Source organism: Paenibacillus aquistagni (genome assembly GCF_900177815.1).
Lineage (GTDB): Bacteria > Bacillota > Bacilli > Paenibacillales > Paenibacillaceae > Paenibacillus_B > Paenibacillus_B aquistagni.
In genome coordinates, this window is record NZ_FXAZ01000004.1 from 199,826 (window position 1) to 211,954 (window position 12,129).

The window sequence follows — 12,129 nt, forward strand, 5'->3', positions numbered from 1 at the left end:
GCTCAGCAGCCTTTTTGTGATGCGTGTACTGGGATCGGAATAAGGAAGAAACCAACGGGTTTGTAGGCTATCTTAAAGAGGGAAGTGGAAGCTCTGGCGAAGCTGCGGCCATGCAAACAGCCACCCCGCGGCTCTCGCGTGCAAGGTGGCTTTGTTTTCGTATTCGCTGAAGGTATTACTGGTATAACTGGTATGAATGGTGATTCACAGTAGTTCATCTGCAGCCGTGACGGAGCTTTTCTTCTAGATCAGTCTTTTCCGTATAGCGCCTGACAGGATATCGATGATGGTGATCATCACGATAATGCCAAGCAGGATAATGCCGACACGGTCCCAGTCACGAGTGCTGAGTGCGAAGATGAGCGGCGTCCCGATCCCGCCGGCGCCGATGACGCCAAGGATGGTGGCTGAGCGGACATTGATCTCGAAGCGGTATAAGGTATAGGAGAGGAAGCCCGGCAGAACCTGCGGCAGAACGGCATACCATAGAATCTGCAGGCGATTCGCTCCAGCAGCAGTCAGCGCTTCAATTGGACCTTTATCAATCTGCTCGACCTCATCGGTAAACAGCTTGCCTAACATGCCGACGGAGTGCAGGCCAAGAGCCAGAACGCCTGCGAATGATCCAGGGCCGACAGCCTTGATGAATAGAATCGCCATCACGATCTCAGGAAAGGTGCGTATAAAGCTGAGCAGCATCTTGCCCGAACCGGAGATCAGCTTCGTGCTGCTCATATTGACGGATGCGATAAAGGCGAGCGGGATCGAGAGAAGGGTTGAGATCACTGTGCCTAGAATCGAGATATACAGTGTGCTGAGCAGCCCTCTCAGCAGATCCTCTCCATCCGGCAAATACACATAATCCCAGTCTGGTGAGAACAGCCCTTCAGCAATCGAACGGGTAACCTGAAGCGCGGTGTCCTTCAGTCCGGAGTAGGGGATGCCCATGAATGCCCAGACATAAAGCAGGAACAGCGCAATAACAAGAAGCCAGCGGCTCTTCTTAGGCTTCGGCTTAGCAACTATAGACTTCCACGATGGTGTCATAGCAACTTCTCCCTAAGCTTCATACTGATAACATCAATGCAGATAACAAGGGCCAAGGTAAATAAAATGATCATGGAGGTCTTCTCATATTCCAGCAGGCCGAGGGTGACCTCGTAATAATGACCGATGCCGCCTGCTCCGACAAGCCCTAGAATGGCTGCGGCGCGAATATTGATTTCAAAGGTGTACAGCGTAAAGCTCATGAAGTGGGCTTGAATCTGAGGAATGACACTGTACACAATGATCTGAATCCAATTGCCTCCTGTAGACGTTAGCGCTTCCAAAGGGCCTTGATCAATCGCCTCCAAGGCTTCATAGGTGAGCTTCGCGATAAGCCCAAGCGAGAAGACGCTAAGCGCCAGAATGCCAGGCACGGGGCCAAGGCCAAAGATGGCAACGAAGATGGCGGCTAACAGCAAATCGGGTATCGTGCGAATAAGGTTCAATAAGAAGCGAAACGGGTAATGCACCCACTTGAGTCTTGTCAGGTTGCTCGCACATAGCAGAGCCATCGGAATGGCGAGTACAGCGCCAAATGTCGTCCCGATCAGTGCCATCCTTATCGTTTCCAGCATGGCAGGCAGGATATTGTCCAGATAGCTCCACTTTGGCGGGAACATCTCGCGAAGCAGCTCCAGCATGTTCGGGAAGCCCTGAACGAGCTCTTGCAGAGAAGAATCTGTACCGCGGGCGCTGAGCCAGATCAAGACAAGCAGCAGGATCAAGGTAAAGTAATGCTTCATGCGGCTTGGGGGAGTCGGCCTTGCCGCCGATAGGGAGAGCTTCGGATCAGCCATTAAGCATTAATCTCCTGCACGCTTTCCGCTCTTAAGGTCCGCCCATAGATCTCGGTAAAGCGCTCGTCTGTCGCTTCTTCCACCGGCCCATCAAATACGATCTCCCCCGCTCGAAGGCCGATAATGCGTGTGGCATAAGCTCTAGCCAGATCAATATCATGCAGATTAATGATCGTTGTAATCTTCAGCTCCTGATTAATGTGCAGCAGATCATCCATCACCTGCTTGGTCGTGAGTGGATCAAGGGAGGCGACTGGCTCATCAGCCAGAATGATCTTCGCTTCTTGGGCCAGCACACGGGCGATGGCGACGCGCTGCTGCTGCCCGCCAGACAGCTCGTCAGCGCGAGCGTACGCCTTCTCGATCAGGTTGACGCGCGCCAGCGCCTCGAAGGCGAGGTCCACATCCTGCTTGGGGAACAAGCCCAGAATGGTGCGCAGCGTGCCATGGTGTCCAACCCTTCCAGCCAATACATTGCGCAGCACAGAGGATCGCTTCACCAGATTGAAGCCTTGAAAAATCATGCCAATGTCTCGTCGGAGCATTCTTAGCTGCCTGCCTTCTGCTCGTGTAATGGATGCGCCATGAATCTCAATATCGCCTTCGGTAATATCATGAAGCCGGTTGATGGCGCGAAGCAGCGTGGATTTGCCTGCGCCTGACAGTCCCACCACGGCCACGAATTCCCCTTGATCGATTGATAAATGAATCTGCTGCAGTCCTTTCGTCTGGTTCGGATACACTTTAGACACGTTCGTCAGCTTGATCATCGCAGCATTCTCGGGCCGATGATGTGTCATTGCGTTTTTACCTTTTCCCCGTACTCGCGCACGATATCAAACACGCTGTCTTCGGACTTCACATAGCCTTCATGCGTATAGATATCTTTGATGATCGCATGCCCATCCGGATCATTGCCGATATCGATAAAGGCCTGCTGGAGCTTCTCGATCCACTCCTTGCTCATATCTGAACGCACGGCGATCGTATCATTAGGGATTTTCTCAGTATAGCTGAGCACTCGCGTCTCCTCGAAGACGTCCGGATAATCCTTTTTGACGACATTGCGGGCATCTTGGAAGATCGCAGCTGCGTCAACGTCCCCATTCAATACAGCCAGCACAGCTTGGTCATGACCTTTTAACGTAATGGGCGTGACATCTTTCAATGGATCAACGCCTTCCTCCAGCAGCTTGCCTGCCGGCCATACATAGCCGGCTGAGGAGGTTACATTCTGATAGGCGATTTTTTTCCCTTTAAGTTCGCTAACCTTCTGGATATCCGAATCCTTCTTTACAATGATCATGGCTTTGTAGAAATCGACCTTCTCATCAGTCGGCTCGCCTGTCTCGTCTTGAACGCCGTAACGCTGGGCTTGAAGAATAACCTCAGCGGCTCCCTTTTCCTTCGCCAGCACATAAGCCGACGGCGGCAGGAAGCCGACATCGACCTTCTTGGATGCCATCGCTTCAATGATGGTGTTGTAATCAGTAGAGATGCTCACTTTGACAGCAATGCCAAGTCGCTCGGTGAGCAGCTTCTCGAGCGGCTTGGCCTTTGCTTCAAGGGTGTCCGCGTTCTGAGAGGGAATGAACTGCACCGTCAATGATTCCGGTTCATAAGGCTTGGACGTATCTTTGCTTGAGCTGCAAGCGCTTAACAATAGCAGGGGAACGCACAGAAGCAGAATGAATGCTTGGCGCATAGTCATGCTTTGGACCTCCTCGAAATGAGTTCTTACTATTATTTATTCGAGGATTAAAAGTTTTAGAGCCAAACAAGAGGGATAATTTTCAAAGACAGGATTGGCAACTTCTGGCTTTCCAAGCAATAAAGAAGACCCCTTCCCGCATGGAAGAGGCCCTCACAATGAAGCTACTCTGTTAATCTGGCTGCTTTGGTTTCATGATCCTCACGCGCTTTGGGGTAATCATACTCATCCTCCGCGTTGTCGCGAACAACTTTTTGCAGGGTAAAGCACGCGGAAATCATCCATAAAAACAATACCACATACAGCCCCTTCTCCATGAGCGCCCAGTCTGCATTGAATACGCTGATGCCAAAAATGATGCAGCAGGCTGAAAAGGATGCCCACGCCATAAAGGTGTAGGCAGGCGTATTTCTTCTACGAGGCTTCATCCAACATTCCCTCCCCAAGGTAATGAGCTCATTATACCTTAAATTGGAAAGTAATACCGCATTAATTTTGATGAAAAAAGGAAAATGAAGCCTAGAGCGCTTCAATCTCCTGCTGTCTACAGTTCGTCAAAGCCGTTGTCGTCCCCGACCTTGCCATAGTTGCGGGACTTCGCTTCAAAGAAGTCTGTCTTCGTTGCGTTGAGCGCCTCGTCAGAGAATGGCTTGATCCAAGGCATGCAGTTCACATCTACGCCTTCGTAGGCTTTGTCGAGACCCATCATGCCCAGGCGGCGATTGGCAATGTGCTTGATATAATCGGCGAGCTCGCGTAGATCAATGCCTTTGATGTTCTGCAGCGTGTAATGCGCCCAGTTGGTCTCAAGCTCAACCGCGCGATGGATCGTGTCATACACGTACTTCATGTTCTCGCTCGTATTCAGCTCGGGGAAGTCCACGAGCAATTGCTTGAACACCTCGCCGAAGAAGTAGCAATGCTGATTCTCATCACGCTGAATGTAGGAGATCATCTGGCTGGTGCCCATCATCTTCTGGTCGCGTGCCAAATTGTAGAAGAAGGCAAACGTACTGTAAAAAAAGATCCCTTCCAGAATTAAATCCGCCACAAGTGCTTGGAAAAAGGTTTGCGGCGCTGCATGATCACGGAATTGTTGATAGATATCCGCGATAAACCGGTTGCGCTCCAAGAGCACCTTGTCATGCTTCCAATATTCAAAGATCTCTTTTTGCTCTTGATCCGAGACAAGAGAGGAGAGCACATAGGAATAGGATTGGTTATGGACAACCTCCTGCTGAGCGATGATGGCAGAGATCGCCTCCAAGGAGGAATCGGTAAAATATTGCTTCACGTCCCCGACAAACATCGTTTGCATGGAATCAAGCACGGCCAGCAGGGAGATGTTGATCTTGAATGCCTTTCGCTCCTCCTGCTCAAGCAGCGAGAACTGCTGCGCATCCTTAGCCATTGGAATCTCGTCGGCGATCCAATGGTTCAAGAGCAGCACCTTGTACAATTTGTACATGTGCGGCATGCGAATGTCATCCCAGTTCAAAATGCCCGAGCATTCGCCAAGAATGATGCGCGTCGATTTGTTTGGGGCGTCGGTATTGAAGATAAGCTGACGATTAAGTGATGGATGAAGCATTGTCATGAGGTCACGTCCTTTCTATAAATAAGCCGTCTATGACCTGCGCAGGGCTGTTCCAATGGCAAGACAGGCAGCAAGACTATTGATGACGGATCATAAGCCTGCCTGTGCCTGTTGATGTGATGGCATCGATAAGATAGAGCACATCTGGATCTCGATTAGGAACTGCAGGCTTCGCATTCTTCTACGGTCAGAGCTTGGCTGCGTACATAGTACGTGGACTTCAGTCCGGCTCTCCACGCATGGATATGAAGGGCAAGGAAATCTACAGCGCGAATATCGGGACGGACATACAAGTTGAAGCTTTGCCCCTGATCCAGGTGGCGCTGGCGAGCAGCCGCCATCTTGATGGACCAGTGCTGATCGAGGCGGAAGGCGGTCTTGTAGTACCACAAGGTCTTATCAGACAAGTCTGGAGCAGGGTTCGCAATCTTGTAAGACGTCTTCTCCTCATAGCTCAACAGCTCGTAAACAGGGTCAATGCTGGCAGTGGAGCCCGCAATGATGGAGGTCGAGCTATTTGGCGCCACCGCCATGAGCCATGCATTGCGCATCCCATTTTTTCTTACGAGCTCAGCAAGCTCCTGCCACTGCTCCGTGGTAACAAACTCGCCTTTGCGATCGTAAGTCGTATAACTACGCTGCTCGAAGTAGCGGCCCGTTTCCCAATCGGAGCCTTCAAAGAGCGAATACGCTCCTTTTTCCTTGGCAAGCTCCATGCTGGATTTGATCGCCAAGTAGCTGATCCTCTCGTACAAGTTGTCGTTATAAGCGACTGCCATATCGGATTCCCATGGAATGCCTTCCAGAGCTAGGAGATGGTGAAGCCCGAATGAGCCAAGCCCGATGGCGCGGTAGCGCTGATTCGTATACTGCGCTTGCAGCACCTCGATGTTGTTAATGTCGATTACGTTATCGAGCATGCGCACTTGAATAGGCACAAGACGATCCAGCACATCTGCACGCACAGCACGCGCCAAATGGATGGAATTCAGGTTGCATACGACGAAGTCCCCGGGCACCTTGCTTATCACAATGCGGGTCTGTCCGTCTTGTGTCACGAGCTGCTCTTGTTCAACAACCGTAGGCGATTGGTTCTGCATAATCTCTGTGCACAGATTCGAGCAGAAGATGACGCCATGTGCTTTGTTCGGGTTCATGCGATTGGCAGAATCCTTGTAGAACATATACGGAGTACCGGTCTCCAGCTGGGACTTCAGTACGCGCTTCATAATATCAATGGCCGGCAGTGTAATGCGCGTCAGCAGGGGATTCATCACCGCCTCCTTATACTTCTCGCGGAATAGCCCTTGGCCGAACTCTTCATCATAGAAGTCTTCCAACCCAAGCGAGCGTCCATTGCTGTCCGTCCAGCCCATAGTCTTCTTCACCTCGTGCGGACAGAACAGATGCCAATCCTCGCGTGACTCTACGGCTTCCATGAACAAGTCCGGAATGCAGATGCCGTGGAAAATGTCGTGCGCTCGCATGCGCTCGTCTCCGTTGTTGAGCTTCAGATCAAGGAAGGACAGGATGTCTTTGTGGAATACATCCAAATATACCGCGATGGCGCCTTTGCGTGTACCTAACTGGTCTACGCTCACTGCTGTATTATTCAATTGGCGAATCCAAGGGATCACGCCAGAGCTTGTATTTTTGTGGCCGCGGATATCGGAGCCGCGGGCACGAATCTTGCCAAGGTAGACCCCGATGCCCCCGCCCATCTTGGATAGGCGAGCCACGTCCGTGTTGGAATCAAAGATTCCTTCCAAGGAGTCATCCACCGTATCGATGAAGCAGCTGGACAGCTGTCCAGCCACCTTCTTGCCGGCATTCGCCATGGTCGGAGTAGCAGCGGTCATGTACAAGTTGCTCATCGCCCAGTAGGCTTCCTTTGCCAGCTGCACGCGCCTATTGGCAGGCTCCTTGTGCATCAGATACATGGCGATAACCATGTAGCGCTCTTGCGGGAGCTCCATCGTGCGAGCTTCGAAGTCAGCTGCCAAGTAGCGCTCGCTCAAGGTGAGCAGGCCGATATAATCGAACAGCTCATCACAGTTAGGTTCAATAGCGGCGCCAAGCTCACGAATGTGATCCTCCGTGTACGCCTCAAGCAGCTCCTCACGGTATACGCCCAGATCGACAAGCGCTCGGATTAGCTTGTAGAAATCCCCATAGGGTTTGTCCGGGTATGCTTTATAGTTGCGATGGATCGCCGCTTCCTTGTAAAGCTTCGTGAGCAAGGAGCGTGCTGCAACGAACTTCCAGTCCGGCTCTTCACGAGTAATGAGCTCAAGGGAAGTCATGATGCAGGCTTGCGTAATCTCGGCTGCCTGCACCGTGCTCTGGCGCAGCTTGGAGAGCACGCCTCGCAGCCACTTCTCCCGATTGAGATGCGGGAAGTCCTCCATGATACGCTCCGCATACTTCATGATCCGGTCTGCATCAAACGCTAGGGAGCGGTTATTTGGCTTAAGCACCGTGTGCACCGTATGGGTGGTTGTAAACATGAATCGGTTCCTCCTCTTAATATGAAACGTCCCTGATACAAATCTTCTCTGTCCTGATCAAATGAACACAAACATAAAGGTGATGACGCTATAAAGGCTTATCCTTCTCTTCTTGCCTGCAAAACGCTAACCGCTTTAAGAAACGGGATTGAATTCAGATGCATTCCCATTTCCCATCGGTGATTGGTGTTATTCACTGTTCGAATACATCATTAAGAGTGATGCAGTTTTGCCATGCAGGGAAGAGAGCTTGTAAGCATAAGCGTATAGGCTTCTTGGTAGGCATGCTGGGCTTCAGCTTGTGTGTATTTGAGGCAGGGTATGTAGACATACCTGCAGGAGTTGTTGGTTTTGTTGTTATGGCGAAGCGAGGTATGTGCTGCTAGCTCGTGTGTATAAGGGATATTTGCAGGATTGAACAATGGTCTGTATGTGTCATAAAAAATGATGATGAAATCGTGGGTGATGTCGTCAGCCATAGGGATAAAAAGCGACAAGCATTAACGCATTGAAAAGTCGAATGGCGGCGTGGTGCGGGTTAGTGGAATTCAATATATAGTTGAGCTTTAGTAAATATACTACAACATATAGGGTTAGTAAATAGGCGATACGTGATTTTCATGTTAACGGACGCTGACCAAAAATGAGAGTAAAACGCTGTTCCGCGGTTCTTTTTTATCAATTCCACAATGCTGAATAATTATCTTTCTGACATTTGTCATTCGCATGTTCTGACATCGGCAACTAACTGGAGTTGTTTGCTGAAACGTACAATGAGGACATGAAGAGCTGAACAATGATTATAGGGCAAAGGATGATGGAAAATGGCAATCGCAATTCAAGGCAAGCAAGTCGTAAAGAGGTACGGGGGCGCGGCCGCTGTTGATCATATGGATTTTACGTTCGAACAAGGAAAAATTACGGCGCTGCTAGGCCCAAATGGAGCGGGGAAGACAACTGCGATCTCCATGATTCTTGGACTGGTGCGTCCAACCTCAGGCGAGATTGCCGTACTGGGCGAGCCTGCGGGAACCGCTTCTTTAAGACAGCGAGTAGGGGCGATGATGCAGGATGTGAAGGCGCCGGATGGACTAAGGGTTGCGGAGCTGCTTCAGCTGTTTCGAAGCTATTACGCCAATCCGCTTTCCTTGGAGCAGCTGCTTGATATTGCTGGACTTCATAAGGAAGCGAAGAAGCGTGCAACTTCCTTGTCAGGTGGGCAGCGCAGAAGACTTGCATTCGCACAGTGTCTGGCAGGCAATCCAGAGCTTATCCTGCTGGATGAGCCTACGGTAGCCATGGATGTGGAAGCAAGAGAGCGCTTCTGGGACACCATTCGCGCGTTAGCAGCAAAGGGCAGAACGATTATTTTGACTACCCATGATTTGAGTGAAGCGGATGCAGTTGCGGACCATATCATCATGATGGCAGCGGGCAAGGTCGTTGCCGAAGGAACGCCGCAGGAATTGAAGGCGAAGAGCGCCTTGCGAACCATTACGTTTAGAACGAACAGAATGGTAGTGGACGAGCAATTCATGAGCATTCCTGGGGTGAACAAGGTCGAGCGAGTGGGCGAACGCGTTCGTCTGCATGTCCATCATCCCGATCATGTCCTGACTGTTCTTGTGCAATCGGAATGGGGGGCATCCGACATTGAAGTGACCCAAGCGAAGCTCGAAGATGCATTCCGCGCATTGACGGGACATAAGCGTGGTTGAGATCGCTGAAGCTCAGACAGTATGGAAGGACACGATATTTTAATTCATTACAGAGGAGAAATGGATCATGAACATGTTTATTACTCAGACAAAAGCTGAATGCTTGCGCATCGTGCGCAGCCCCTTCTTCATCTTATTTTCGATCTTTATGCCGCTTTGCTTTTACTTTTTATTTGCCAGCTTGAACGGTGCAAGCACAGAGATTGCTTCCACGCAATATGCGTCATTTTCCTTGATGTCGATGACGGCGTTCAGCTTGATCGGCACCGCCATGAGTCAATTCGGGATTCGCCTGTCGTTTGAGCGTCGTGATGGCTGGGTATCGCTGCTTAAGCTAACGCCGCTGACACCCGCTGTATGGATTGGCAGCAAGATGGTCGCGCATATGGCCGTGCATCTCTTGACGATAGCTGTGATCTTTAGCGCTGGCAGCATAGTATATGACTTGGATTTGTCATTAGGACAATGGCTTGTTTGCGGCCTGTGGCTATGGGTAGGCAGCCTGTCATTCTTGGCAGTAGGCTCCTTGCTAGGTACGATCAAAAATGCAGAGGCTGCTGTGGCGGTAGCGAATTTGCTGCTGATGGGACTTGCGATTATGGGCGGGCTTTGGATGCCGCTTCACACACTGCCGATGTGGATGCAGAAGATTGGGGAATGGCTGCCCTCCTACCGATATGCGCATGGCGCATGGAATATGCTTGGCGGGTCCAGTCCTGCAATGCTTGATTGGTTGATTTTGCTAACAGCAGGCCTTCTTTTTATGATAGTATCAGGTTATCTATTAAATCGACGGGAAGCGGTATAAATGAAGATCAACATCTCATGGCGTCTATTTCCGAAGGAAGAAGGCTTCGTACCGTATATCTCGCTGGCGAACTTTTTCATTCCTTTGTATTTTATACTGCATGAGCCCCCGACCAGACTGTGGTCAGGGCTCATTTTGCTTGTCATATTAGCGGTGCTGTACAGAGAGCAGTTCTATCGTACGCGCTTCATTCCTTATCTGCTGGCGATAGAGGCAGGAATTATTCTATATCTGGGTTATGCCTATCATCCAGTGTATGTGTATCTCGGCTTCTTGCTGTCCGCGCCCCTTGCGAAGCAGTCGGTTCGCTATATTACAGGGCTCGGGATCATCTTTACTGCCGTCGCGTTGAAGGCGTCTCTTCCGTATTTTCATACGATGGGGGCGGTGATGCTCTTTATTTTGCTGCCCCCGCTCTTTAGTGTGAGCATCATGCCATTCATCATTCGCAGCGCAGCCAAATATAAGGTGATGGCAGAGCGGCTTAAGGCGGCAACAGAGCAGTTGGAGCGAATGGCACAACAGGAGGAGCGTCAGCGTATCGCACGCGAGCTGCATGATACGCTCGGGCACACGCTGTCTTTGCTGGCGCTCAAAGGGGAGCTAACGGAGAAGCTCATCTCGCGTGCGCCTGAGCGGGCAGCGGTGGAGGCAAGGGATATTACGGAGACGGCGAGATCAGCTTTAAAGCAAATGCGCGAGCTTGTAACTGAGATGCGAGTCGTACAGCTGGCGGATGAATACACACATGCAAGAGCATTGTGTGCAGCAGCAGGAATAGAGCTTAGCATTCAAGATTCGATATATGATGAACGGCAACAAGATACGGTCAAGAGTGCGAAGACAACGAGTCGAGCCTTGGACATTCCAGGCTCGGGATTGCCTTTATCGCCGCTGCAAGAGACCATTCTTGCGATGTGCTTTAGGGAAGTGCTGACGAATGTGGTGAGACACAGTCAAGCTGGGAGCTGTCAGGTGAAGCTTGAGACCGAGGACGGCTCGGTGCAGCTCTACATCGAAGATGATGGGAGAGGGATGGATCAAGCCGCCCTGCAGCATCGTGGAGGTAGCGGCATCGCAGGACTTAAGCAGCGTTTGCAGCTGGTGGATGGACATCTGGAGCTCCATTCTCCCTCAGGTGGGGGACTCAAGGTAGGGTTGTCTATTCCAAGAACAATTCGGAATCAGGAAGGAGGATAAGATTATGATACGAATTCTGCTCGGAGAGGACCAAGGGCTGCTTCGGGGAGCTCTTGCGACGCTTCTATCCTTGGAAGAGGATATTGAAGTTGTAGGACAGGCGGAGAATGGCGAGGTCGCGCTTGCGTTGATTGAAGAGCTTAAGCCGGATATTGCCATTCTGGATATTGAGATGCCGCTGAAAACGGGGCTTGATGTTGCAGAGCATATCCACCGTGAGCAGTGGCCAAGCAAGGTGCTGATTCTCACGACCTTTGCCCGTCCCGGTTACTTTCAACGGGCTGTAGCTGCTGGCATTGCCGGTTATTTGCTAAAGGAGACCCCAAGCGATGAGCTGGCAGACGCGATTCGCCAGATCGCAGCAGGAAAGCGCGTCGTTAGCCCGGAGCTGTCTCTGGCTGTGTGGGAGAATCCATGCCCACTGTCTCCGCGGGAGCGTGAAGTAATGAAGCATGCGGCGCAAGGGCTGACCATGCAGGAGATCAGCGGCAAGCTGTTCTTATCGCATGGCACGGTCCGCAACTATATGTCGGAGGCAATCAGCAAGCTGGGAGCCAATACTCGCATCGAAGCGATCAGTATTGCCCATGAGAAGGGCTGGCTGGATTGAAGCTTGAAGCTAGATATATTCAATAAGCTGTATGATAAAGTGCATAAAGATTAGTGATTAATGATATCAAGCATTAATGAGATTTATAGATTATGAGGTTAAGGTCAACCCGACATATCGGGTTGGCTTTTTTA

At 50.9% G+C, this 12,129-nt stretch carries 11 protein-coding genes; 4 read left to right on the forward strand and 7 right to left on the reverse strand.

Annotated features, from left to right (window positions below):
• Window positions 1-243: 243 nt before the first annotated feature.
• The 7 genes from phnE (B9Y93_RS14905) to B9Y93_RS14935 form a co-directional block, all read right to left on the reverse strand.
• The gene (phnE, locus tag B9Y93_RS14905) at window positions 244-1,047 is read right to left on the reverse strand and encodes a phosphonate ABC transporter, permease protein PhnE (RefSeq protein ID WP_085495455.1); all 804 of its coding nucleotides are present in this window, start codon (window positions 1,045-1,047) and stop codon (window positions 244-246) included.
• Window positions 1,044-1,844, reverse strand: coding sequence for a phosphonate ABC transporter, permease protein PhnE (gene phnE / locus B9Y93_RS14910; protein ID WP_085495457.1), 801 nt, complete (start codon window positions 1,842-1,844; stop codon window positions 1,044-1,046). Before phnE (B9Y93_RS14910) ends, phnE (B9Y93_RS14905) begins: the two co-directional genes overlap by 4 nt.
• Window positions 1,844-2,614 carry a phosphonate ABC transporter ATP-binding protein gene (gene phnC / locus B9Y93_RS14915; protein ID WP_085496068.1) on the reverse strand — a complete coding sequence of 257 codons (771 nt, stop codon included), beginning with the start codon at window positions 2,612-2,614 and terminating at the stop codon, window positions 1,844-1,846. The genes phnE (B9Y93_RS14910) and phnC overlap by 1 nt, the downstream gene beginning before the upstream one ends.
• A gap of 26 nt (window positions 2,615-2,640) precedes the next feature.
• On the reverse strand, window positions 2,641-3,555 hold the full coding sequence (locus B9Y93_RS14920; RefSeq protein WP_085495459.1) for a phosphate/phosphite/phosphonate ABC transporter substrate-binding protein: 915 nt from the start codon (window positions 3,553-3,555) through the stop codon (window positions 2,641-2,643).
• A 164-nt stretch (window positions 3,556-3,719) separates the two neighbouring features.
• Window positions 3,720-3,983 (reverse strand): YiaA/YiaB family inner membrane protein, encoded by a 264-nt coding sequence (locus tag B9Y93_RS14925; protein ID WP_085495461.1) that lies wholly within the window; start codon window positions 3,981-3,983, stop codon window positions 3,720-3,722.
• Window positions 3,984-4,099: 116 nt separating this feature from the next.
• The gene (locus B9Y93_RS14930) at window positions 4,100-5,146 is read right to left on the reverse strand and encodes a ribonucleotide-diphosphate reductase subunit beta (protein ID WP_370739030.1); all 1,047 of its coding nucleotides are present in this window, start codon (window positions 5,144-5,146) and stop codon (window positions 4,100-4,102) included.
• A 161-nt stretch (window positions 5,147-5,307) separates the two neighbouring features.
• Window positions 5,308-7,659, reverse strand: coding sequence for a ribonucleoside-diphosphate reductase subunit alpha (locus tag B9Y93_RS14935; RefSeq protein WP_085495465.1), 2,352 nt, complete (start codon window positions 7,657-7,659; stop codon window positions 5,308-5,310).
• Window positions 7,660-8,483: 824 nt separating this feature from the next.
• Here B9Y93_RS14935 and B9Y93_RS14940 point away from each other — a divergent pair.
• The 4 genes from B9Y93_RS14940 (at window position 8,484) to B9Y93_RS14955 (ending at window position 11,995) form a co-directional block, all read left to right on the forward strand.
• Window positions 8,484-9,377, forward strand: coding sequence for an ABC transporter ATP-binding protein (locus B9Y93_RS14940; RefSeq protein WP_085495468.1), 894 nt, complete (start codon window positions 8,484-8,486; stop codon window positions 9,375-9,377).
• Window positions 9,378-9,444: 67 nt separating this feature from the next.
• Window positions 9,445-10,185, forward strand: coding sequence for an ABC transporter permease (locus B9Y93_RS14945; protein WP_176228941.1), 741 nt, complete (start codon window positions 9,445-9,447; stop codon window positions 10,183-10,185).
• Complete coding sequence (locus tag B9Y93_RS14950) at window positions 10,186-11,385, forward strand: sensor histidine kinase (protein ID WP_085495472.1); 1,200 nt, start codon at window positions 10,186-10,188, stop codon at window positions 11,383-11,385.
• A gap of 4 nt (window positions 11,386-11,389) precedes the next feature.
• Entirely contained in the window at window positions 11,390-11,995 is a 606-nt protein-coding gene (locus B9Y93_RS14955; protein WP_085495474.1) for a response regulator transcription factor, read from the forward strand.
• The last annotated feature ends 134 nt before the right edge of the window (window positions 11,996-12,129 follow it).

Coding starts and splice junctions, on each gene's coding strand:
- phnE (WP_085495455.1), bottom strand. CDS start 1,047: ATGACACCATCGTGGAAGTCTATAGTTGCTAAGCCGAAGCCTAAGAAG.
- phnE (WP_085495457.1), bottom strand. CDS start 1,844: ATGGCTGATCCGAAGCTCTCCCTATCGGCGGCAAGGCCGACTCCCCCA.
- phnC (WP_085496068.1), bottom strand. CDS start 2,614: ATGATCAAGCTGACGAACGTGTCTAAAGTGTATCCGAACCAGACGAAA.
- B9Y93_RS14920 (WP_085495459.1), bottom strand. CDS start 3,555: ATGACTATGCGCCAAGCATTCATTCTGCTTCTGTGCGTTCCCCTGCTA.
- B9Y93_RS14925 (WP_085495461.1), bottom strand. CDS start 3,983: ATGAAGCCTCGTAGAAGAAATACGCCTGCCTACACCTTTATGGCGTGG.
- B9Y93_RS14930 (WP_370739030.1), bottom strand. CDS start 5,146: ATGCTTCATCCATCACTTAATCGTCAGCTTATCTTCAATACCGACGCC.
- B9Y93_RS14935 (WP_085495465.1), bottom strand. CDS start 7,659: ATGTTTACAACCACCCATACGGTGCACACGGTGCTTAAGCCAAATAAC.
- B9Y93_RS14940 (WP_085495468.1), top strand. CDS start 8,484: ATGGCAATCGCAATTCAAGGCAAGCAAGTCGTAAAGAGGTACGGGGGC.
- B9Y93_RS14945 (WP_176228941.1), top strand. CDS start 9,445: ATGAACATGTTTATTACTCAGACAAAAGCTGAATGCTTGCGCATCGTG.
- B9Y93_RS14950 (WP_085495472.1), top strand. CDS start 10,186: ATGAAGATCAACATCTCATGGCGTCTATTTCCGAAGGAAGAAGGCTTC.
- B9Y93_RS14955 (WP_085495474.1), top strand. CDS start 11,390: ATGATACGAATTCTGCTCGGAGAGGACCAAGGGCTGCTTCGGGGAGCT.